Source organism: Nocardia iowensis, assembly GCF_019222765.1.
Classification (GTDB): domain Bacteria; phylum Actinomycetota; class Actinomycetes; order Mycobacteriales; family Mycobacteriaceae; genus Nocardia; species Nocardia iowensis.
Map to the genome: position 1 here is coordinate 673,117 of NZ_CP078145.1, position 21,020 is coordinate 694,136.

The window sequence follows — 21,020 nt, forward strand, 5'->3', positions numbered from 1 at the left end:
TCTCATCGGCGATTACGCCGGATGCAGTATTCCCCTGAGTCACAATGTCGAGTAGAACAGGTTCTTATTCTGCTGGCAAGCAGTTGGCTCGGAAAGGGTGGCGCATGAAGTTCGGATTGCAACTCGGGTACTGGATGGCGCAGCCGCCGCAGAATGCGGGCGAGCTGGTGATCGCGGCCGAGGATGCGGGGTTCGACGCCGTATTCGCCGCGGAATCTTGGGGATCGGATGCCTTCGGCCCGCTGACCTGGTGGGGATCGTCGACGCAGCGGGTGCGGCTCGGTACTTCCGTTGTGCAGATGTCGGCCCGCACGCCCGCCGCGACGGCCATGCACGCGCTCACGCTGGACCATCTCAGCGGCGGCCGGGCCATCCTCGGGCTCGGCGTCTCCGGGCCGCAGGTGGTGGAGGGCTGGTACGGGCAGCCGTTCGCCAAGCCGTTGCAGCGCACCCGGGAGTACGTCGGGATCATCCGGCGCATTCTCGAGCGGCAGGCGCCGGTCACCAATGATGGGCCGAATTATCCGCTGCCCTATCAGGGGCCGGGGTCTACCGGTCTCGGCAAGCCGCTCAAGCCGATAGTGCATCCGCTACGTGCGGATTTGCCGATCTGGCTCGGCGCGGAGGGCCCGAAGAACGTGGCGCTGACCGCGGAGATCGCGGACGGCTGGCTCGCGATCTACTACGCGCCCCGACTGGCGAACATGTACAACGACTGGCTCGACGAAGGTTTTGCCAGGGCGGGTGCGCGCCGGTCGCGGGCGGACTTCGAGATCGCCGCGAGCTGCCAGGTGGTGATCACCGACGATGCGGCGAGCGAGATCGAACGGTTGCGCTGGATCATGGCGCTCTACATCGGCGGTATGGGTGCGCCGGAGCAGAATTTCCACGCCCAGGTCTACCGGCGGATGGGCTACGAGCGCGAGGTCGACGAGATCGGCAGGCTGTTCCAGGCGGGCAAGAAGGCGGAGGCGGCCGCCGTGGTGCCGGATGAGCTGATTCTCGACACCGCGATCATCGGCGACGAGGAACACGTCCGTAAGCAACTCGGGGTCTGGTCGGCGGCCGGTGTCACCATGCTGCTGGTGTCGGTCCCCGATGTCGCGCAATTACGTCGGCTCGCACCCCTTGTCGATATGTAGAACACGTTCTAGATTCAATACTGTGACGACGACGCAGGAGTCAGTAAACATTCTCGGTCTGTGGAACATCGCCGAAGCCGAACCCGATCGGATCGCCATGGTCGATCCGGCGGGCCGGGAGGTGACGTATCGCGAATTGGCCACGCTGGCCGACCGATACGCCACCGGCCTGCGCGGGCTCGGCCTGGAAACCGGCGACGTGCTGGTGAGCATGGTGCACAACTGCGTCGAGGCGATCGCCGCCTACTTCGCGGCGTATCAGGCCGGGCTGTACATCGTCGCGGTGAACTGGCACCTCACCGGCCCCGAGGTCGCCTACATCCTGCAGGACAGCGAGGCGAAGGCGTTCCTGGCCAGCGATCGCTTCGCCGCCACCGCCAAGGCCGCCGCCGACGAGGCGAAACTGCCTGCGACGGCGCGCTTTTCGGTCGGTGAAATCGAGGGCTTCAAGTCGGTGTCCTGGCTCGGCGCGGCCGATACCGGGCGCCCGACGGACCGCAGCACCGGGGCGCCGATGCTCTACACCTCCGGAACCACGGGGCGGCCCAAGGGCGTTCGCCGCCCGCTCACCGGGGCCGACCCGGATGTCGTTCCGCCGCACACCACCGCGTTCTTCGGTCTGTTCGAGCTGGCGCCGTACGACGATCACGTGCACATCTGCGGCTCACCGCTCTATCACACCGCGGTGCTGAACTTCGCGACCATCTCGATCCAGTTGGGGCACAAGCTCGTTCTGATGGATCGTTGGGACGCCGAGGAGATGTTGCGGCTGATCGACAAGTACCGGGTGACGCACAGCCACATGGTGCCGACCCAGTTCCACCGACTGCTCGCGCTGCCCGAAGAGGTGCGCGCCAAGTACGACGTGTCCTCGCTGCGCAGCATGGTGCACGGGGCCGCCCCGTGCCCGCAGGAGACCAAGCGGAAGATGCTCGAATGGTGGGGACCTACGGTCACCGAGTACTACGCGGCCACCGAGGGCGGCGGCACGGTGATCAACGGAACCGAGTGGCTGCGCAAGCCCGGCTCGGTCGGCAAGGCGTGGCCGTGGTCGGTGATCAAGGTGCTCAGCGAAGAGGACGGCTCCGAGGTGCCCGTCGGTGAGCCGGGCCTGGTCTACATGCGCATGGGCGCTTCGAGTTTCGAGTACCACCACGACAAGGCCAAGACCGAGGATTCCCGCGTCGGCGACCTGTTCACCGTCGGCGACATCGGGCACCTCGACGAGGACGGCTACCTGTACCTGCACGACCGCCGCTCCGACCTGATCCTGTCCGGCGGCGTGAACATCTACCCGGCCGAGATCGAAAACGTGCTGATCACCCACCCGAAGGTCGCCGACGTCGCGGTCTTCGGTATCCCGCACCCGGATTGGGGCGCCGAGGTCAAGGCGGTCGTGCAGCCTGCCGAGGGCGTCGAAGGCACCGATGAGCTCACCGCCGAGCTGCTGGCCTTTGCCGCAACGCAGTTGGCGAAGTACAAGATGCCGAAGTCGGTCGACTATCTCTCCGAACTGCCCCGGGATCCCAATGGGAAGCTGTACAAGCGCAAACTTCGTGAGCGGTACGTTCCGGCGTCCTGAGTGTTCGGACGCCCAAGGTGATCAATCCGGTGAGCTGAAGACCTACCCAGGTTTTCTCGTGAGTAGTGCTGGGCGCGTCGGGTGCCGTACCCGGCTTTCACCTCGAGTCAGGTGCTCGGTGTCGGGTTCCGGCGTGGTCATCTGGCTGTGGTGGCGTCGTCGAGCCCTCCAGGAGGGGTGCGAGGTGCGGATTCGAGCGGCACCCACAGACCATGCATACGGTTCACAGGGGCTCTGACCCCTGTGAACCGTATGCACTCTCTGTGGGCCGCACACGACGTCTGCGAGCTCTCCTCCCAAGCGTCGCTTGCCTTGCCTGCCAAACCTTTCCGGCAGGCGGGCCGGGGACCGGTCAGACCGCCTCGCGCAATTCCGGCTCCAGCCCGAACAACGGAAACAGCTTCTCCGTATCCAGGAAGAAGTTCAGCCCGGACACCGCGTCGCCGTCGAGTTCCAGCACGGTGATCGACCACGGAATCCACACGCCCGGTTCGCCGCTCGGCTTGTAATGGCCGAAGGCGGGGTGGCCGTTGGCGCCGGGCAGGCGGACCATGCGGGAGTTGCGGCAGGCGCTGCCGGTGCCGAGCATGAACGCGGCCACGTTTTCGGGGCCGGAGATCCACAGTTCGATCGGCGGCATGGACAGGGCCACGTCTTTTTTGAGCAGCGTGGTGAGGGTGTCCATGTCGTAGGCCTCGAACGCCTTGACGAAGTTGTCGACCAGCTTGCGCTGGTCCTCGTTGGACTCGTCGTAGTTGTCGGTGGTCGTCGGCTGCACCTTCGACATGGTTGCCCTGGCGCGTTGCAGTGCGCTGTTCACCGACGCGGGGGACATGGTGAGGGCTTCGGCGGTCTCGTTGGCGGAGAACCGCAGCACCTCACGCATGATCAGGATGGCGCGCTGGGTGGCGGGCAGGTGCTGACAGGCCGCGACGAAGGCGAGCCGCAGCGTGTCCTTGGCCGAGGCGTGGTCGGCCGGGTCGGCGCCGAACGCGAGGGCGTTCGGGATCGGCTCGATCCAGACGTAGTCCGGCTGCGGCGCGGGTAGTGGTGAGTCCGGTCGCGACGGCCCGGACAGGTCCATCGGCCTGGCCCGCCGCTGCGGGCCGTCGAGCATGTCGAGGCAGACGTTCGTGGCGATCCGATACAGCCAGGAGCGCAGACTCGCGCGGCCCTCGAACGAGTCGTAGGACTTCCACGCGCGGGTGAAGGTCTCCTGGACGGCATCCTCGGCTTCGAAGGACGAGCCGAGCATGCGGTAGGCGTAAGCGCACAATTCCCTGCGGTGCTTCTCGAAGGATTCGAGCACATCGGGGGCGAGGCCGGCGGACTGGCCGGACGGGTCGTTCATGGGTGTCACCCTGCCACAGGCCACCGACACATCCCAGACCCAAAAGCCTGCTACCTGCGGCGGCAAGATCATCGACGGGTTCGCCGCGGTGGGTGCGGTCACATCCGCGGGCTGTGGCGATGAGTTCCGCGGCCGCGATTCGTCTCTATTGGTGCGCAACTAAACAGGCGGACTACGAAAAGGTGCCGAGATGACCAGCCGGATGATTTTCCTCAATCTCCCCGTCGCCGACCTCAAACGGTCGAAGAACTTCTACGAGGCGGTCGGCTGGAAGGTCAACCAGGAGTTCACCGACGACAACGCGGCCTGCATCGTGATCGACGACAACATCTGCATCATGCTGCTGACCAGACAGTTCTTCACCACCTTCAGCAAGCGGCCGGTCGCCATTACCACCGAGAAAGTCGGCGCCACTTATGGATTGGCGCTGGCCAGTGTCGCGGAGGTGGACGCTCTCGTGACGGCGGCGCTGACCGCGGGCGCCACCGAGGAGGTCAACGAGGACAAGCGGGCGCAGGAGGAGCAGGTCGGCATGTACAGCCGCACCTTCCTCGATCCGGACGGCCACCAGTGGGAGCCGTTCTGGATGGACTACGCGGGCAATTGAGCCCGACGAGGGGTCGCCCCCGGCACCGGAAGGTGCCGGGGGCGTTGCGTTTTCAGCTGCCGGTGAAGGTCGGCTTGCGCTTCTCCGCGAAGGCCTTGGGGCCCTCTTTGGCGTCGGCGGAGCGGAAGACGGCCGTGCCGAGTTTCGCGTCGATCTGGAACGCCTCTTCCTCGTGCATGCCCTCGGTTTCCCGGATGGTCCGCAGGATGGCCTGGACCGCCAGCGGGCCGTTGGCGGCGATCTGCGCGGCGAGTTCCAGCGCCTTGTCGAGGGCGCTGCCGTCGGGCACCACGTGCCCGATCAGGCCGATCTCCTTGGCCTCCGCGGCGGTGACGTGCCTGCCGGTCAGCAGGATATCGGCGGCCACGGTGTAGGGAATCTGGCGGACCAGCCGCACCGCGGACCCACCGAGCGGGAACAGCCCCCACCGAGCCTCGGAGACACCGAATTTCGCGCTTTCGCCGGCCACCCGGATGTCGGTGCCCTGCAAAATCTCGGTGCCGCCCGCGATGGCAGGGCCCTCGACCGCCGCGATCAACGGCTTGGTGAGCCTGCGGCCCTTGAGCAGCGCCTCGATCTTCGACAGGTCCCAGCCGCCGCCCGCGAACGAATCGCCAGGGTGCTGCGCGGTCATCGCCTTCAGATCCGCGCCCGCGCAGAACGCGCCGCCCGCGCCGGTCAGGATCGCCACCCGGATGTCCGGATCGCTGTCCACCTGATCCCAGGCGTCGCGCATGATCGCCATCATCTCCGCCGACAGCGCGTTGCGCGCCTCGGGGCGATTCATCGTGACGATCAGGACGTGGTCGCGCTTCTCGACGAGGCAATGTGGCATTGGCGAATCTCCTGACTTCTGAGCCTTGCCAGGAACAGTAACACGTTCTATTTTTAGCCTTGTGAGCTACAACATAGCGGACCTTGTCGAACACTCCATCGACCTGATGCCCGACCGCGTCGCGCTCGCTGACGACGGCCGCGAGGTGACCTACGCACAGCTGGAGGAGCGCGCCAACAAGTTGGCTCACTACCTGCTCGAACACGGCGTCAAGCCGGGTGACAAGGTGGGCATCTACTCGCGCAACACGATCGAGGCCGTCGAGGCGATGGTCGCGGTGTTCAAGGCGCGCGCGGTGATGATCAACGTGAACTTCCGATACGTCGAGAACGAGTTGCAATATATCTTCGACAATTCGGACATGGTCGCGCTGATCCACGAGCGCCGCTACAGCGACCGGGTGGCCGGGGTCCGCCCGAATACGCCGTTGCTGAAAACCGTGATCGTCATCGACGACGATACGACCGGCACCGTTCCCACCGCAGCGGATTCGGTGGAGTACGAAGCGGCGCTGGCGGCCTCGTCCGGTGAGCGGGACTTCGGCGAGCGTTCGCCCGACGACATCTTCATGCTCTACACCGGCGGCACCACCGGCCTGCCGAAGGGCGTGATGTGGCGGCACGAGGATTGGTGGCGGGTGCTCGGCGGCGGCATCAACTTCCTCAACGGGGAATACGTGCAGGACGAATGGCATCAGTCCAAGCTGGGTGCCGGTAATCCGCAGATGGTGCGGTTCCCGATTCCGCCGATGATCCACGGTGGCTCGCAGACGGCCACCTTCCACAGCCTGTTCGACGGCGGTAAGGCCGTGATGATCCCGGAGTTCACCGGGCACGGGGTGTGGCAGCACATCGATCGGCACAAGATCAACCTCATCTTCATCACCGGCGACGCCATGGCGCGGCCGATGGTCGACGCGTTGCTCGAAGGCAATCCGGAAACCGGTGCGCCGTACGATCTTTCGAGTCTGTACGTGATCGCCAGCAGTGCTGCGCTGTTCTCACCGACGCTCAAGGACAAGTTCCTCGAACTACTGCCGACCCGGATGATCACCGACTCCATCGGTTCCTCGGAGACCGGGTTCGGCGGACTGTCCGTCGTTGCCAAGGGCATGAACCACACCGGCGGACCGCGGGTGAAGATCGACGCAGCTACGGCGGTGCTCGACGAGGACGGCAACCCGGTGGTGCCCGGCTCCGGTCAGGTCGGCTTCATCGCCCGCAAGGGTCATATCCCGCTGGGCTACTACAAGGACGAGGCCAAGACCGCCGCAACATTCAAGGTGCTCAACGGCATTCGCTACTCGATCCCCGGCGACTACGCCAGGGTCGAGGAGGACGGCACGGTCACCATGCTCGGCCGCGGCTCGGTCAGCATCAACAGCGGCGGCGAAAAGATCTACCCCGAGGAGGTCGAGGGCGCCCTGAAGTGTCACCCCGACGTCTTCGACGCCCTGGTCGTCGGCGTCGACGACGAGCGCTGGGGCCAGCGCGTCGCGGCGGTAGTCCAATGCCGCGGCGACAAACGCCCCACCCTCGACGAACTCCGCCCCGTACTCACCCAGGAAATCGCCCCCTACAAACTCCCCCGCAGCCTCTGGTACGTCGACGAGATCAAGCGCAACCCCGCAGGCAAGCCCGACTACCGCTGGGCCAAAGCGCAAACCGAGGACCGCCCAGCCGACGAGCACGTCGAAGCGAGCTCGAAGTAGAGCCACTGCCCTTCGGCTTTGCCTGCCCGGTCAGCCGAATCAGCGTCGACGATCGGTCTGTCGAGGATGCCCCGTGCCTGCCAGGGTCAAGTACAGGGTCCGTTTCGCGTCATCGATCGCGTACCAGATCCGGCCACCGCCAGTGATCTCGTATTGCCATTGCTCTAGTTCGGAGCCGCCTAGATTGATCGACTTCAACTCGTACTTCAGGCGATGCTGCCGGGATGGGTTCGCAACGCTGCGTGGGTCGCTGGTGATGTCGACCCACGCGCGATCGAGATTGCCGGGTGCTTGGGCGAGCAATTCGGCCCATCCGCGCGCCGCATTGAGGTTGTGCACGACCACTCGCCAAGGGCGCGGGCGTGGAACCTCATCGCCTTTGCGGAGCTTCATTCCGTGCCGCCGGGGCGGGTCACCTCGGTGAAGTCGTCGGGCTCGAACGGGCCAGCGAGGCGGCGCGCCAATTCCGGCTGAGCGTAGATCTCGGCCGTGTGCTGCCACGCGATCAGGTCGCGGGCGAAGGGAGTGAACAGGCCCGTATCGGCTCCGGCGATCAGGTGATCGAGCAGTTCGGTGACGGCCTCGGTCCGTCCGGTCTCCGGTAGCCACTTCAGCCAGGGCAGTTCCTCCGAGAAGACTTCCTCCGCCAGGTTCCGATTCGTCTTGGCGATGATGGCGATGGTCCGGGCGAGCAGCCGGATAGCCGTCTCTTTGGCTTCGAATCGCTCGGACCGCGACAGCACCAGGTTCTCCGCGTCGCGGCGCTCGAGGATCACATCGGCGTCATCGAGGGCCGGGAACACCGAGGTCTGCTTGCGGATCAGGTCACTGAACGGGAAGGTCTTCGAGCTCATACGCCCATTCTACAGGTAGTTCTGAATTAGTTCAGTAGTCGTCAACGGCCCAGCTCAGTTCGCGATGGTGAACGCGGACGTGGTAGGTCCCTAACAGCAATCGGCCCGCCGATTGGAGCGGCGGGCCGATTGGGTTGGGGTTGTTCAGGATGGGGTGGCGGCGAGTAGGGCGCCGAGGGCGCGGAGGTGGTCGGTGCCTGCGCCGAGGGCGAATTCGTGGTGTTTGGCCGCGGTGAAGTAGTTGTGGACGATGTGGTCGCGGTCGATGCCGACGCCGCCGTGGATGTGGACGACGGTGTGGGCGACTCGGTGGCCCGCGTCGGCGGCCCAGAACTTGGCGGTGTGTACGGCTGCGGCGCTGGGGAGGTCTTCGGAGAGTTGCCAGGCGGCCTGGGTGACGGCAAGGCGCAGGCCCTGGACGTCGATGTAGGCGTCGGCGAGGCGCTGGGCCACGGCCTGGAAACTGCCGACGGCCTTGCCGAATTGTTCACGCTCGCGGGCGTATTCGGCGACCAGGTCGAGGGCCCGCTCCACGGTGCCGAGTTGCAGGGCGCTGAGGCCGAGCCAGGCACGGGTGAGGATCCAGTCCAGGATCTCGGCGCCGTTATCGACGGTGCCGAGCAGTTCGGCTGGGGTGTCGGCGAATTCGACGGCGTACTCGGGGCTGCGGTCGACCACCTGCTGCGCGGTCACCGTCGCCGCCGCCGGATCGACCAGGAACACCGCGGCAGCGCCGGACACCGTGGCCGGGACCAGGATTCGGTCGGCCCGGTTGGCGAACGGCACGGTGGTCTTGGCGCCGGTGAGCCGCCAGCCGCCATCCGCCTCGACGGCGGTGGTGGTCGGCCGGGCAGGCTCCCAATTGTGCTCTTCGGACAGCGCCGCGGTCAGGATCACCCGACCCGCACCGGCCTGGGTGGCCCGATCCTGTTGCGCCGCATCGCCGAACCGGGCCAGTGCGCCCGCGCCGACCACGATCGACCACAGGTACGGCACCGCGGCGACGTACTTGCCGAGCTCACGCAGGACGGCGGTCTGCTCGAGCACGCCGAAGTCGTTGCCGCCCACGGACTCCGGCAGCGCCGCCGCGAGCACACCGGTCTCGGCGAGCGAACTCCACAGGGCTTCGTCGAATCGCTCAGCCGCGGTGTCGAGCTCACGCAGCCGGTCGGCGGTGACGAGCTTGCCGCACACCTCGCCGGTCAACCGGGCCAGGTCGAGTTGCGCTTCGGTAGGGGTGAAATCCATGTCTGCTACCTGCTTTCCAACTCAGCGCGCCGCGGCGGGCTGCTTGAGGGCGGTCATGGCGATGATGTCGCGCTGCACCTCGTTGGTGCCGCCGCCGAAGGTGAGAATCAGCGCGGCCCGGTGCATCCGCTCCAGCCGTCCGCGCAGCTCGGCGCCGGGGGAGTCCTGCCGCAGATATGCCTGTGGGCCGAGCACCTCCATCAGCAGCCGGTAAGCCTCGGTGGCCAGCTCGGTGCCGTACACCTTGCAGGTGGAGGCATCCCACGGCCGTGGCGCCGCGTCACCGCCCGCGTCGGCACGGCTGGCGATCTCCCAGTTCAGCAGCTTCAGGTACTCGACCTTGGCGTATACGCGAGCAAGGTTGAGCTGCACCCACTCCTGGTCGATCACCCGGGTGCCGTTGCCTGTCTTGGTGTTACGCGCCCACTCGACCGTCTGACTCACGGCAAGCCCCAGCGGCCCGGCCGATGTCAGCGCGACGCGCTCGTGGTTGAGCTGGTTGGTGATCAGCGACCAGCCGCCGTTCTCCTGGCCGACCAGTGCGCTCGCGGGTACCCGCACGTCCTGGTAATAGGTCGCGCTGGTGTCGGGCCCGGCCATGGTGTGCACCGGCGTCCAGGAGAAGCCCTCGGCCGTGGTCGGCACGATGAGCATGCTGATGCCCTTGTGCTTCTTGGCATTCGGATCGGTGCGCACCGCGAGCCAGACATAGTCCGCGTAGGCGATCAGGCTGGTCCACATCTTCTGGCCGTTGATCACGTAGTCGTCGCCGTCGCGCACCGCACTGGTGCGCAGGCTGGCCAGGTCGGTGCCCGCCCCCGGCTCGGAGTAGCCGATGGCGAAGTGCAGCTCGCCCGCCGCGATCTTGGGCAGGAAGAAGCGCTTCTGCTCCTCGCTGCCGTAGTGCATGATCGTCGGCGCGACCGAGTTGATGGTCAGGAACGGCACCGGGGCGCCCGCGATGGCGGCCTCGTCGGTGAAGATCAGCTGGTCCATCGTCGGCCGGTCCTGGCCGCCGAACTCCTTCGGCCAGGCCAGCGTGAGCCAGCCGTCGCGGCCCATCTCCCGCACGACCTCGCGGTAGACGTTGCCTTGGCCGTACTCGCCGGTCTGCGCGCTGAGCGCGGCCCTGCGCTCGGGGGTGATGAGTCGCGCGAAGTAGTCGCGCAGCTCCGCGCGTAGCTCCTCCTGCTGCGGCGTGTACGCAATGCGCATGGCAAATACCTCAGGCCTTCGTCGGGGTGGGTTGCACCGATCATTGCATATCGACTGAAACATGTTCCAGTATTGCTGCTGAATCCGGTCGATGGCGCCGCGCGAGGCGGCATCGGCTTGTTAGGCTTCGACCAGGATCGCGGTAAAGGAGTTCTGATGAAGGTAAGCGTCGATCTGGACCAGTGTGAAGCGAACGGAATCTGTGTCGGAATCGCCCCCGACGTGTTCGAACTCGATGATGAGGACCAGTTGCACATCCTCGAAGCCGACGTGCGGGCCGACCGCCTCGCGGACGTCGAGGACGCGGTGGCGCAATGCCCGAAAGCGGCCCTGCGACTCCAGTGAGACCGGGCCTTGCCATAGATTGGAACACGTTCTAGGGTCGGCTCGTGAGTGATGACGATGTGAGTCTGGCGGGCCGGGTAGCGATCGTGACCGGAGCCGGTGCCGGGCTGGGGCGGGCAGAGGCGCTCGCGCTGGCCGGAGCAGGCGCTTCGGTGGTGGTCAACGACCTGTCGGAATCGGCTGCGGTGTCCGACACCCTGTCCGAGATCCGTGCGCTCGGCGCGAAGGCCGAGTTCGTCGCGGGCAGCATCGCCGAACGCACGACGGCGGACGCGCTGATCCGCACCGCCGACGAAGCCTTCGGCGGCGTCGACATCGTGGTGAACAACGCGGGCATCACCAGGGACCGCATGCTGTTCAACATGTCCGACGAGGACTTCGACGCGGTCGTCGCGGTCCACCTGCGCGGACATTTCCTGTTGTCCCGCAACGCGGCGACGTATTGGCGCGGCAAGTCCAAAGCGGCGGGCGCACCGATCTACGGCAGGCTCATCAACACCTCGTCCGAGGCCGGACTGCTCGGGCCGGAGGGGCAGGCCAACTACGGCGCCGCCAAGGCGGGCATCACCGCCCTGACCCTGTCGGCCGCCCGCGCACTGTCCCGGTATGGCGTGCGCGCCAACGCGATCGCGCCCCGCGCGCGGACGGCGATGACCGAGGCCGTGTTCAGTGCGGCGCCCGAGGGCGAGGTCGACCCGCTCTCGCCCGATCATGTGGCCCGGCTGGTCGCCTACCTCGCCTCGCCGGCCGCCGACGCGGTGAACGGTCAACTGTTCGTGGTCTACGGCGGGATGGTGGCGCTCATGGCGGCACCGGTTGTCGAGCAACGCTTCGACGCCGCTGGTGGCCAGTGGTCCGCCGGAGATCTAGCCGCGACCCTCGGCGGCTATTTCGCCGAACGCCCTGCGGGGCAGACATTCTCGGCCTCGGCCCTGCTGGATCTGGGCTGAGTCCGGAAGAGCTCGACCGGGCGAGCGAAACAAGCTCAGCGAGGATCGACAACTGCAAGGCCCGGTGACACGGAGCTGCTGATCGACTGTCCAACTGTTGATCACGGGTCTGGCACTTGGTAGACATTGGTGGTCGAGATGTGTGCCGCCGCACAAAGGTGGGATCAATCTCGCTGACACTCGTTTCAAATTCATATGCCGATGCAAAGAAAAAGTGCAGCTCAAAAGTGGCAAACATCTTCCGGCAACGCAATGAACGTGTTCTAATCGTGGAGGCGGTGCGGCCTCGGTGAAGAATCGTGCCGTGAGCTTGTACGCAGGTTTGAGCAAGGAGGTTCGCTGATGAACGAGGTCCTTGCCGTGCCATTGCGGGCCGTTGGCGGGTTCTTCGAACTGACCGCCGAAGTCGCACGCTCCAGCGTGCGCAGGCCATTTCAATGGCGCGAGTTCATCGACCAGTCGTGGTTCATCGCGCGAGTCTCGATCGTGCCGACGCTGTTGGTCGCGATTCCATTCACCGTTTTGGTGAGCTTCACGCTGAACATCCTGTTGCGCGAGATCGGCGCGGCCGACCTCAGCGGCGCGGGCGCGGCATTCGGCGCGGTCACCCAGGTGGGTCCGATCGTCACCGTGCTGATCGTCGCGGGGGCCGGTGCCACCGCGATCTGCGCTGACCTGGGCGCTCGCACCATTCGCGAGGAAATCGACGCGATGCGGGTGCTCGGCATCAACCCGGTGCAACGACTGGTGGTGCCGCGGGTGCTCGCCTCGATGTTCGTCGCGCTGATGCTCAATAGCCTGGTGTGCACTATCGGCATCGTCGGCGGATTTCTGTTCTCGGTGTTTCTGCAAGACGTGAACCCGGGCGCGTTCGTCAACGGCATCACGCTGCTGACCCATTTGCCCGAATTGGTCATCTCCGAGGTGAAGGCCGGATTGTTCGGGCTGATCGCCGGGCTGGTGGCTTGTTATCTGGGTCTGAATGTCAAAGGCGGTCCCAAGAGTGTCGGTGACGCGGTGAATCAGACCGTTGTCTTCGCCTTTATGGCCTTGTTCGTGGTGAACGTGGTGGTCACCGCGGTTGGCATCAAGTTCACGGCGCGGTGACCGCATGGCCTTCGTGATCGAATCCCGCTTCCCGCGTACCGTGCGACGAGTGCGTCGGATGTCGGACTCGCTCGATTCTGTCGGTAAACATGCTGTGTTCTACGCCCAGGCTCTTGGGGCCATTCCGCGCGCCATGACGCACTATCGAACCGAAACCATTCGGCTGATCGCCGAAATCAGCATGGGCAGCGGTGCTTTGGCGGTGATCGGTGGCACCGTGGTGATCGTCGGCTTCCTCACGCTGTTCGCCGGCGGCACCATCGCCGTGCAGGGTTACAGCTCGCTCGGCAATATCGGCGTCGAGGCGCTTACCGGCTTCTTCGCGGCATTCATCAATGTGCGCATCGCGGCGCCGGTGATTTCCGGCATCGGATTGGCCGCCACCATCGGGGCGGGTTCGACCGCGCAGCTCGGCGCCATGCGGGTGGCCGAGGAGATCGACGCGCTGGAGTCGATGGCGATTCGGCCGGTGCCGTATCTGGTCGGGACCAGGGTGCTGGCGGGGATGATCGCGATCGTGCCGCTGTACGCGCTCGCGGTGATCGCGTCGTTCCTGGCCAGCCGGTTCGCGACGGTCGTCATCTACGGGCAGTCGGCGGGCGTCTACGACCATTACTTCTCCACCTTCCTGATCCCGAGCGACATCCTCTGGTCGTTCGCGCAGGCGATCTTCATGGCGCTGGCCGTCATGCTGATCCACACCTATTACGGCTTCCATGCCGCGGGCGGACCGGTCGGGGTCGGCGTCGCGGTCGGCAACGCGGTGCGGGCCTCGCTGGTCGCGGTGGTCACGGTGACCCTGCTGATCTCGCTGGCCATCTACGGCACCTCCGGCAACTTCCATCTCTCCGGGTAAGCGAATGGCGGATTCGAAGCAATTGCGCGCTGCACTTGGTCTCAAACTGGCCGGTGCCGCGATGGTGCTCGCACTGGTCGCCGTCGTCGCCATCGCACTGATCATGTTCGTCGGCGGGTTCGCGTCGACGGCCACCGTCACGGTGGACGCGCCGCGCAGCGGGCTCGTGCTCGATCCCGACGCCAAGGTGAAGGTGCGCGGGGTGGAGATCGGCCGGGTCGTCGCGATCGATCAGACACCCGACGGCGCGAGCCTGAAGCTGGCGGTGAATCCAGAACAGCTGAAACTGGTTCCGGCCAACGCGGGCGTCGATATCCGGTCCACCACCGTGTTCGGCGCGAAGTACGTGAACTTCACGGTGCCGGAACAACCTTCGCCGACCTCGCTGCAACCGGGTGCGACGGTGACGGCGCAGCGGGTGACCGTCGAGTTCAACACGCTGTTCCAGCACTTGTCCGATGTGCTGGCCAAGGTGGAGCCGGAGAAGCTGAACGCGACGCTGTCCGCGCTCGGCACGGCGCTGCAGGGCCGCGGCGAGAAGCTGGGCGATTTGCTCGCCCGCAGCGACGCCTACCTACGCGACATCAACCCGTATCTGCCGACGCTGCAACAGGATCTGGTGCAGACCGGCGAGGTCACCAACCTGTACGCGGACACCGTCCCCGATCTGTTGCGCACGGTCGACAACGCCACCGTGACCAGCGCCAGCCTGGTCGACGAGCAGCAGAGCCTGGACAACGTGCTGGCCAACGTGGTCGGCCTCGCCGACACCACCGGCTCGGTATTGCGGGACAACACCGGCGATTTCAGCACCGCGCTCGATCTGCTGCGGCCGACGACGAGCCTGTTGTTCGAGTACGCTCCCGCGCTCGGCTGTTTGATCGACGGCCTCGGCCCGATGATGCCGCTCGCCGAGGACGTGTTCGGCGGGGTGCTGCCTGGCATCGGGATGAACACCAACTTCATGTTCGGCGCGAAGCCGTACACCTATCCGGACGACCTGCCCAAGGTGAACGCGACCGGCGGCCCGCACTGCGCTGGCGTGGTGGATCGGGTGCCGGGCAGTCACGCCGACTATGTCGTCACCGACACGAACGAGGGAGCTCCGTACGTGCCGAACACGGGTTTCACGAAGCCCAATGAGGCGCCCAAGGTGTTCCAGCTGCTGTTCGCCGGGCTGCCGGGGGTGGGAAGGCTGTGAAGAACACCGCGACGACCGTCAAACTGGCCATCTTCACGCTGGTGATGGCGCTGGTCTTCGCCGGGCTGACGATCGTGTTCAGCCAGATGCGCTTCGCCAGGGAGTACGGATACCACGCCGTGTTCACCAGTTCGTCGGGGATGCTGCCGGGCTCGAAGGTGCGCATCGCCGGCGTGCCGGTCGGCTCGGTCTCCTCGGTGAAGGTGGGCAAGGACCATCTCGCGCACGTCGAGTTCGATGTCGACCGCAAGTACCGGCTGCTCACCAGCACCCGCGCCACGATCAGATACGAAAACCTGGTCGGTGACCGGTATCTGGAGCTGTTGGAGGGCCCGGGCTCGGCGGATGTGCTGCCGGACGGCGGCACCATCGGCAAGGACAAGACGGCGCCCGCACTCGACCTGGACATGCTGCTCGGCGGGTTCCGCCCGCTGCTGCGCGGGTTGGATCCCGCGCAGGTGAACGACCTGACCAGTGCGCTGCTGCAGATCTTCCAGGGCCAGGGCGGCACGCTGGTGTCGCTGCTCAACAGCGGCGGCTCCTTTGCCAAGACGCTGGCCGACCGCGACGAATTGATCGGCAACGTGATCAACAACCTGAACACGGTGTTGCAGACCATCGATGAACGCGGTGACCAGTTCGCCACCACCCTCGACGAATTACAGCGGCTGGTCAGCGGTTTGGCCGCCGACCGTGATCCGATCGGCGACGCGCTGCCGCGGATCGCGGGCGCCACCCGCGACCTGACCGACCTGCTCGCGCAGGCGCGCCCGGATCTGCGCTCCACCATCGAGCAGACGGGGCGATTGTCCACCAACCTGGACAACGGCTCGGACACCTTGCAATGGGTGCTCGACCGGCTGCCGGAGACCTACAAGAAGCTGATCCGGATCGGCGCCTACGGCTCGTTCCTCCAGCTCTACATCTGTGGCACCAATTTGGTGGTGGACGGCCCGAACGGGCAGCCGTTGCAAGTGAACCTGCCGGGTAAGCAGACGACCGGAAGGTGCGCACCCGAATGAACGAGCAGCGATCACGTGTCGTCACCATCGGCATCGTCGGCCTGGTGCTCGCGGTGTGTGTGGCCTTGTCGGCCCTGCAGTTCGACCGGCTGCCGTTCATCCGCGGCGGCGCGACCTACACCGCGCACTTCGCCGACGCGGGCGGGTTGGTGCCGGGCGATCCGGTCCAGGTGGCCGGGGTGCGGACCGGCCGGGTGGACGATGTCCAACTGGACGGTGCCAGGGTGCTGGTCCGCTTCACCCTGGATGAGTCGATTGTGCTCGGCGAGAAGACTTCCGCCGCGATCAAGACCAACACCGTGCTCGGCCGCAAGTCGCTGGAGGTGACGCCGACCGGATCGGGTGCGCTGCGGCGCGACGACACGATTCCGTTGGACCGCACCACCTCTCCGTATTCGCTCAACGAAGCGCTCGGTGATCTCGGCCGCACGGTGCAGGGACTGGATCTGGCGCAGGTCGACAAGACGCTGGATACGCTCTCGGCGACCTTCGCCGACACTCCCGCTCCGCTGCGGGCGGCGCTGGACGGGGTAACGGCGTTGTCGCGCAGCATCAATGCGCGCGACCAAGCCCTGTCCGACTTGCTGGTCCGGGCGCAGAACGTCACCAAGATCCTGGCCGACCGGAGCAACCAGATCAACGCGCTGCTGCTGGACGGCAACAACCTGCTCGGCGAGCTGGACCGGCGCCGCGCCGCGATCGGCCAGCTGATCGTCTACGTGAACGAGGTGTCCAAGCAGCTGTCCGGCCTGGTATCGGACAACGAGCCGCTGCTCAAACCCGCACTGGACAAACTGAATTCGGTGCTGGCCCTGCTGCAGCGCAACAAGCAGAACATCTCCGAAGCGCTCGACAACCTGGGCCCCTATGCGGCGGCGCTCGGTGAGCAGGTCGGCAACGGCCCGTGGTTCAACGCCTACGTCGTCAACGCCAGCAGCGCGGAATTGCAGCCGCTGGTCGATGCGCTGGTGTGGCCGGAGCATCTGCCCGAAGACCTCCGCAACGTCTTCACCAACCCGGCACCGCCGTCGATCGGGCCCGCCCTTCAGGAGCCACCGCGATGAACATGCTGGAACGAGCTCGAAACCTACCGCGCTGGGTGCTGGCGGTCGCGGGCGTGCTGGTCGCCGCGCTGGTGCTGGCCGCCGGGTACAGCGGTGTCACCCGGCTCGGGAAAACCACGATCACGGCGTATTTCCCGTCGACCTCCGGCCTGTACAAGGGTGACGAGGTTCGGGTGCTCGGCGTGAGCGTCGGCCGCATCGATTCGATCGATCCGGGCAAGGACCGGGTGCAGGTCAAGATGACCCTGGACCGCGGGATCGACATACCCGTCGACGCACGCGCGGTGATCATTTCGCCGTCGCTGGTGTCGGCGCGGTTCATCCAGCTGGCACCGGCCTACACCGGCGGCCCGAAAATGGCCGACGGCGCGGAGATTCCGCTCGAGCACACGGCCGTGCCGGTGGAGTGGGACGACATCAAGGCCGAACTGTCCAAGCTGGCAACCACTTTGGGACCGGTCGGCGACGACACGCAGGGCTCCTTCGGCCGCTTCGTCAACACCGCCGCCGACAATATGGACGGCAACGGGCAGAAACTGCGCGACACGCTGCGGGAGCTGTCCGCCACCCTGAACACGCTGTCGGACGGGCGCACCGATCTGTTCGGCACCATCCGCAATCTGCAGAAGTTCGTCGACGTGCTGTCGGCGAGCAACGAACAGATCGTGCAGTTCGGTGGCAGGCTCGCATCGGTGTCCTCGGTGCTGGCCAATACGTCGGAGGAACTCGGTGCGGGACTGGACAATCTGGATACCGCGCTGGGTGATGTGAAGCGTTTCCTCGAAGGCAGCGGCGCCGAGCTCACCGAGGGTGTGCAGCGGCTGGCCGAGGTAACGCAGCAGCTGGTGGACAAGCGCCCCGAACTGGAGCGGGTGCTGCACTCGGGACCGACGGCGCTGGTGAACTTCTATCAGATCTACAAGCCGGCTCAGGGCACGCTCAGCGGCGCGGTCGCGCTGAACAACACGGCCGATCCGCTCAGCTTCCTCTGCGGCTCGGTGCGGGCGCTGGAGACCAACGATTCCGATCGCTCCGCCGATCTGTGCGCGCAGTATCTCGCGCCGGTGATCAGTTCGCTGGCCATGAATTACGCGCCGATCATGCTGAATCCGGCCACCGGGGTGCACGCGTTCCCGGACCAGCTGAAGTTCAGCCCGCCGAGTCTGGCCGAGCAGGCGGCGCCGCCCGGGCCGCCGCCGGTGACGGTGCCGAATGGCATTGCCGGACTCGCTATCCCGGGAGGAGGGCGATGACACGACCTCGCCGGATGGCAACCCTGGTAGTGGGACTCGCAGTGGCGCTGGGAATTTCCGGCTGCGAGTGGGACGGCCTGAACTCACTGCCCATGCCGGGCACCGAAGGCACCATGGACGGCGCGTACCGGGTGCGCATCCAGATGCCGAATGTGACCACGCTGACCAGGAATTCACCGGTGCGGGTCGACGACGTCACGGTCGGGACGGTGTCGAATATCGAGGTGGAAGGCTGGCACGCGCTGGTCACGGTCACGCTGAACCCGAGTGTGCGGCTGCCCGCCAACGCCGTCGCCAAGATCGGGCAGACCAGTCTGCTCGGCAGTAATCACGTCGAACTGGCCGCGCCGACGGACACCGCGCCGCAGGGACAGCTGAAGGGTGGCGATGTCATCCCGCTGGAGCGGGCCGGGGCCTACCCGACCACGGAGCAGGTGCTGTCCTCGCTGTCGGTGGTGCTGAACGGCGGCGGCATCTCGCAGCTGGAAACGATTACCCGCGAACTGAATTCCGCGCTGGTCGGCCGGGAGAACGATATTCGTGATCTGCTGCCGCAGCTCAATGAGCTGACCACGAACCTGGACAAGCAGCGCAACGACATCATCGCGGCGATGAGCGGGCTGGATCGTCTCGGCGGCCAGTTGGTGCGGCAGCGCGACGTGGTGGCCGCTGCCATCGAGCGGATCCATCCCGCGCTCACCGTGCTCGCCGACCGCACCGCGAACATCACCGCGGCGATCAACGCGCTCGGTGACCTCAGCAACGTCACGGATCGGCTCATCGCCACCAGCGGCGACAACCTGAAGGCGAACCTGCGCAGTCTCGCGCCGGTGCTGCAGACGCTGGCCGACACCGGGGTCAATTTGATCGAGGCGATGAAGATCATCCCGACTTTCCCGTTCCCGATGAAGAACCTGGACAAGGCGATCAAGGGCGACTACCTCAACTTGTTCATCACGGTCGACCTGACCGGCAAGCGGCTGGACAGCAACTGGCTGACCGGCACGCCACTCGGCGGCCGGTTCGGCGGTGTCGAGGGCGTGATCGGCAGTTTCGCGCCCGATACCGCCGCGCAGAGCGGCAACCCGGCAACCGGCCCGCTGCAACCACCGCCCGCCGCCGATGCGCAGCCGACGCCGACCATTCCCGGTCTGCCGCCGATTCCCGGCTTGCCCGCCATTCCCGGGCTGACCGTGCCGATGCCGGGAGACACTGCGCCACAAGGGGGTCCGGGCCGATGACGCTCACCCGATTCGTCCGCGTCCAGCTGTCGATCTTCGCCGTGTTGACGGTGATCGGCCTGGCGGTGATGGGCGGGGTGTATGTGAAGCTGCCCGCCATGTTCGGCATCGGCCGGTACGACGTCACGGTGCAGCTGGCGGCGACGGGCGGTCTCTACCCGACGGCCAATGTCGCCTACCGGGGCACGAATATCGGTGTGGTGCAGGATGTTCTGCTCACCTCGACCGGTGTCGAGGCGAAGCTGTCCATCGATAGCGACTACAAGGTTCCCGCGGATGTGACGGCGTGGGTGCGCAGCGTCTCTGCGGTGGGTGAGCAGTACGTCGACCTGATTCCGGCCGACCGCCCCACCGGCGGCAATTTGGCCGACGGCGCGGTGATCCCGGTGGAACGCACCAAGTTGCCGCAGGATGTCGGCTCGTTGCTCGACCAGTCCGACCGGCTGCTGTCCAGCGTGGCCGACACGCGGCTGCGGCAGGTGATCGATGAGGCGTTCAAGGCGTTCAACGGCGCGGGTCCGGATTTGCAGCGGTTCATCGATTCGGCAGCGCTGCTGGTGCAGGAGGCGCAGAACAGCGCGGAACCGACGAAGAAGCTGCTGGACCAGATCGGGCCGTTGCTGGACACGCAGATCCGGTCCGACGCGGCCATCCGGTCGTGGACCAGCGATCTGGCCACGGTGACCGATCAGCTGCGCGCGCACGATCCGTCGCTGCGCAACGTGTTGCGCGACGGCCCTTCCGCGATGCAGCGGGTGAACGCGCAGTTCGAATCGCTGCGTCCGACGTTGCCGCTGCTGCTGACGAACCTGGTCAGCGTCGGACAGGTCGGCGTCACCTATCACGCTGGGCTGGAACAACTCCTGGTGGTCTTCCCGCCGCTGATCGCGGCGCTGAAGACGGTCATCCGCGGACCCGCGGAGTACGGCGCCATGGTCGACTTCATGGTCGTGGTCAACGACCCGCCCGCGTGTACGACCGGGTTCCTGCCGCCGAACGAGCGGCGCTCGCCGAGCGAGCTGGACTCGGTCGGTACCCCGCCGGGTCTGTACTGCAAGGTGCCGCAGGATTCGCCGATCGAGGTGCGCGGCATTCGCAATACGCCGTGCGCGGAGTTCCCCGGCGTGCGGGCGCCGACGCCCGAGCTGTGCCGGACCGGCTATGTCCCGGAAGGCAACAACCCCCCGTTCGGCCCGCCGCAACCGGTTGCGCCCGCGTCCGCGCCGGTCGCGCCCGGTCCGGCGCAGGTGGCACCCGCCGCGTACGGCACCGGCACGCCGGCTGCCGCGAGATCCTATGACCCGTCCACCGGCCAGTACATCGGCCCGGACGGCCGCACCTACCGACAGGGCGATATCGGACCGGGCGGTTCGGGCACGGTACCGTCGAGCTGGCAGGCAATGCTCGAGGAGCAGCAACAGTGAGCGAACGAAGTG

20 protein-coding genes are annotated in these 21,020 nt (G+C 66.3%); 14 read left to right on the top strand and 6 right to left on the bottom strand.

Features of this window, described 5'->3' with window-relative positions:
• Window positions 1-104: 104 nt before the first annotated feature.
• Entirely contained in the window at window positions 105-1,142 is a 1,038-nt protein-coding gene (locus KV110_RS03220) for an LLM class F420-dependent oxidoreductase (RefSeq protein ID WP_218473277.1), read from the top strand.
• A 22-nt stretch (window positions 1,143-1,164) separates the two neighbouring features.
• Window positions 1,165-2,724, top strand: coding sequence for an acyl-CoA synthetase (locus KV110_RS03225; protein WP_218473279.1), 1,560 nt, complete (start codon window positions 1,165-1,167; stop codon window positions 2,722-2,724).
• Between the two features lie 352 nt (window positions 2,725-3,076).
• Here KV110_RS03225 and KV110_RS03230 read toward each other — a convergent pair whose 3' ends face one another.
• On the bottom strand, window positions 3,077-4,075 hold the full coding sequence (locus tag KV110_RS03230) for a sigma-70 family RNA polymerase sigma factor (RefSeq protein WP_218473280.1): 999 nt from the start codon (window positions 4,073-4,075) through the stop codon (window positions 3,077-3,079).
• A gap of 190 nt (window positions 4,076-4,265) precedes the next feature.
• Between KV110_RS03230 and KV110_RS03235 the strand changes: the two genes are divergently transcribed.
• Entirely contained in the window at window positions 4,266-4,682 is a 417-nt protein-coding gene (locus tag KV110_RS03235) for a VOC family protein (RefSeq protein ID WP_218473282.1), read from the top strand.
• Window positions 4,683-4,734: 52 nt separating this feature from the next.
• Here KV110_RS03235 and KV110_RS03240 read toward each other — a convergent pair whose 3' ends face one another.
• Window positions 4,735-5,517, bottom strand: coding sequence for a crotonase/enoyl-CoA hydratase family protein (locus KV110_RS03240; RefSeq protein ID WP_218473284.1), 783 nt, complete (start codon window positions 5,515-5,517; stop codon window positions 4,735-4,737).
• A 61-nt stretch (window positions 5,518-5,578) separates the two neighbouring features.
• Here KV110_RS03240 and KV110_RS03245 point away from each other — a divergent pair, with 61 nt between their 5' ends.
• Window positions 5,579-7,228 carry an acyl-CoA synthetase gene (locus KV110_RS03245; RefSeq protein ID WP_218473286.1) on the top strand — a complete coding sequence of 550 codons (1,650 nt, stop codon included), beginning with the start codon at window positions 5,579-5,581 and terminating at the stop codon, window positions 7,226-7,228.
• 39 nt (window positions 7,229-7,267) lie between these two features.
• On the opposite strand, the gene KV110_RS03250 is transcribed toward KV110_RS03245, so the two are convergent.
• From KV110_RS03250 to KV110_RS03265, 4 genes are all read right to left on the bottom strand, one after another.
• Window positions 7,268-7,621 (bottom strand): hypothetical protein, encoded by a 354-nt coding sequence (locus KV110_RS03250; protein ID WP_218473288.1) that lies wholly within the window; start codon window positions 7,619-7,621, stop codon window positions 7,268-7,270.
• Window positions 7,618-8,082 (bottom strand): hypothetical protein, encoded by a 465-nt coding sequence (locus tag KV110_RS03255; RefSeq protein WP_218473290.1) that lies wholly within the window; start codon window positions 8,080-8,082, stop codon window positions 7,618-7,620. Before KV110_RS03255 ends, KV110_RS03250 begins: the two co-directional genes overlap by 4 nt.
• A 144-nt stretch (window positions 8,083-8,226) precedes the next feature.
• Complete coding sequence (locus tag KV110_RS03260) at window positions 8,227-9,330, bottom strand: acyl-CoA dehydrogenase family protein (protein WP_218473291.1); 1,104 nt, start codon at window positions 9,328-9,330, stop codon at window positions 8,227-8,229.
• Window positions 9,331-9,351: 21 nt separating this feature from the next.
• Entirely contained in the window at window positions 9,352-10,545 is a 1,194-nt protein-coding gene (locus KV110_RS03265) for an acyl-CoA dehydrogenase family protein (RefSeq protein WP_218473293.1), read from the bottom strand.
• Between the two features lie 156 nt (window positions 10,546-10,701).
• On the opposite strand from KV110_RS03265, the gene KV110_RS03270 reads away from it, so the two are divergent.
• From KV110_RS03270 to KV110_RS03315, 10 genes are all read left to right on the top strand, one after another.
• Window positions 10,702-10,890 (top strand): ferredoxin, encoded by a 189-nt coding sequence (locus tag KV110_RS03270; protein WP_218478144.1) that lies wholly within the window; start codon window positions 10,702-10,704, stop codon window positions 10,888-10,890.
• Window positions 10,891-10,934: 44 nt separating this feature from the next.
• A complete protein-coding gene (locus KV110_RS03275; protein ID WP_218473295.1) occupies window positions 10,935-11,840 on the top strand; it encodes a 3-oxoacyl-ACP reductase in 906 nt (301 codons plus the stop codon).
• A gap of 342 nt (window positions 11,841-12,182) precedes the next feature.
• Entirely contained in the window at window positions 12,183-12,947 is a 765-nt protein-coding gene (locus KV110_RS03280; protein ID WP_218473297.1) for an MlaE family ABC transporter permease, read from the top strand.
• 4 nt (window positions 12,948-12,951) lie between these two features.
• Window positions 12,952-13,803, top strand: coding sequence for an MlaE family ABC transporter permease (locus KV110_RS03285; RefSeq protein WP_218473299.1), 852 nt, complete (start codon window positions 12,952-12,954; stop codon window positions 13,801-13,803).
• 4 nt (window positions 13,804-13,807) lie between these two features.
• Window positions 13,808-15,004, top strand: coding sequence for an MCE family protein (locus tag KV110_RS03290; RefSeq protein ID WP_218473301.1), 1,197 nt, complete (start codon window positions 13,808-13,810; stop codon window positions 15,002-15,004).
• Complete coding sequence (locus tag KV110_RS03295) at window positions 15,001-16,026, top strand: MCE family protein (protein ID WP_218473302.1); 1,026 nt, start codon at window positions 15,001-15,003, stop codon at window positions 16,024-16,026. The genes KV110_RS03290 and KV110_RS03295 overlap by 4 nt, the downstream gene beginning before the upstream one ends.
• Window positions 16,023-17,090 (top strand): MCE family protein, encoded by a 1,068-nt coding sequence (locus KV110_RS03300; protein WP_218473303.1) that lies wholly within the window; start codon window positions 16,023-16,025, stop codon window positions 17,088-17,090. The genes KV110_RS03295 and KV110_RS03300 overlap by 4 nt, the downstream gene beginning before the upstream one ends.
• A complete protein-coding gene (locus KV110_RS03305) occupies window positions 17,087-18,343 on the top strand; it encodes an MCE family protein (RefSeq protein WP_218473304.1) in 1,257 nt (418 codons plus the stop codon). The genes KV110_RS03300 and KV110_RS03305 overlap by 4 nt, the downstream gene beginning before the upstream one ends.
• Window positions 18,340-19,584 carry an MCE family protein gene (locus KV110_RS03310; protein WP_218473306.1) on the top strand — a complete coding sequence of 415 codons (1,245 nt, stop codon included), beginning with the start codon at window positions 18,340-18,342 and terminating at the stop codon, window positions 19,582-19,584. The genes KV110_RS03305 and KV110_RS03310 overlap by 4 nt, the downstream gene beginning before the upstream one ends.
• Entirely contained in the window at window positions 19,581-21,008 is a 1,428-nt protein-coding gene (locus tag KV110_RS03315) for an MCE family protein (RefSeq protein ID WP_218473308.1), read from the top strand. Before KV110_RS03310 ends, KV110_RS03315 begins: the two co-directional genes overlap by 4 nt.
• Window positions 21,009-21,020: the final 12 nt, after the last annotated feature.

What these genes read in the sequence shown, in the direction of transcription:
- KV110_RS03230 (WP_218473280.1), bottom strand. Translation starts at nt 4,075, where the DNA reads ATGAACGACCCGTCCGGCCAGTCCGCCGGCCTCGCCCCCGATGTGCTC.
- KV110_RS03240 (WP_218473284.1), bottom strand. Translation starts at nt 5,517, where the DNA reads ATGCCACATTGCCTCGTCGAGAAGCGCGACCACGTCCTGATCGTCACG.
- KV110_RS03265 (WP_218473293.1), bottom strand. Translation starts at nt 10,545, where the DNA reads ATGCGCATTGCGTACACGCCGCAGCAGGAGGAGCTACGCGCGGAGCTG.
- KV110_RS03300 (WP_218473303.1), top strand. Translation starts at nt 16,023, where the DNA reads ATGAACGAGCAGCGATCACGTGTCGTCACCATCGGCATCGTCGGCCTG.
- KV110_RS03270 (WP_218478144.1), top strand. Translation starts at nt 10,702, where the DNA reads ATGAAGGTAAGCGTCGATCTGGACCAGTGTGAAGCGAACGGAATCTGT.
- KV110_RS03250 (WP_218473288.1), bottom strand. Translation starts at nt 7,621, where the DNA reads ATGAAGCTCCGCAAAGGCGATGAGGTTCCACGCCCGCGCCCTTGGCGA.
- KV110_RS03220 (WP_218473277.1), top strand. Translation starts at nt 105, where the DNA reads ATGAAGTTCGGATTGCAACTCGGGTACTGGATGGCGCAGCCGCCGCAG.
- KV110_RS03260 (WP_218473291.1), bottom strand. Translation starts at nt 9,330, where the DNA reads ATGGATTTCACCCCTACCGAAGCGCAACTCGACCTGGCCCGGTTGACC.
- KV110_RS03255 (WP_218473290.1), bottom strand. Translation starts at nt 8,082, where the DNA reads ATGAGCTCGAAGACCTTCCCGTTCAGTGACCTGATCCGCAAGCAGACC.
- KV110_RS03310 (WP_218473306.1), top strand. Translation starts at nt 18,340, where the DNA reads ATGACACGACCTCGCCGGATGGCAACCCTGGTAGTGGGACTCGCAGTG.
- KV110_RS03280 (WP_218473297.1), top strand. Translation starts at nt 12,183, where the DNA reads ATGAACGAGGTCCTTGCCGTGCCATTGCGGGCCGTTGGCGGGTTCTTC.
- KV110_RS03290 (WP_218473301.1), top strand. Translation starts at nt 13,808, where the DNA reads ATGGCGGATTCGAAGCAATTGCGCGCTGCACTTGGTCTCAAACTGGCC.
- KV110_RS03305 (WP_218473304.1), top strand. Translation starts at nt 17,087, where the DNA reads ATGAACATGCTGGAACGAGCTCGAAACCTACCGCGCTGGGTGCTGGCG.
- KV110_RS03235 (WP_218473282.1), top strand. Translation starts at nt 4,266, where the DNA reads ATGACCAGCCGGATGATTTTCCTCAATCTCCCCGTCGCCGACCTCAAA.
- KV110_RS03315 (WP_218473308.1), top strand. Translation starts at nt 19,581, where the DNA reads ATGACGCTCACCCGATTCGTCCGCGTCCAGCTGTCGATCTTCGCCGTG.
- KV110_RS03285 (WP_218473299.1), top strand. Translation starts at nt 12,952, where the DNA reads ATGGCCTTCGTGATCGAATCCCGCTTCCCGCGTACCGTGCGACGAGTG.